This is a genomic window from Winogradskyella poriferorum (assembly GCF_050618035.1).
Classification (GTDB): Bacteria; Bacteroidota; Bacteroidia; order Flavobacteriales; family Flavobacteriaceae; genus Winogradskyella; species Winogradskyella poriferorum_A.
Map to the genome: position 1 here is coordinate 1 of NZ_JBODPY010000199.1, position 225 is coordinate 225.

Below are 225 nucleotides of genomic sequence, written 5' to 3' on the forward strand. Positions count from 1 at the left end.
GCCTTCTTTATCCAGACAGAGCCTGATATTTTATTACGTGCGCATACCAGTGCGGTGCAGGTGCGTTACATGGAAAATAATAAACCTCCAATCCGTACTATTTCAGCTGGTAGAGTATATAGAAATGAAGCTATTTCTGCACGTTCGCATTGTATCTTTCATCAGGTTGAAGGCTTGTATATACATAAGAACGTAAGTTTCGCAGACTTAACGCAGACTTTGCAG

Annotated in this window: 1 pseudogene; it reads left to right on the plus strand. The window is 40.9% G+C overall.

Annotated features, from left to right (window positions below):
* Nucleotides 1-225 (plus strand): annotated as a pseudogene (locus tag ACRHOC_RS15465) (phenylalanine--tRNA ligase subunit alpha); the annotation flags it as partial.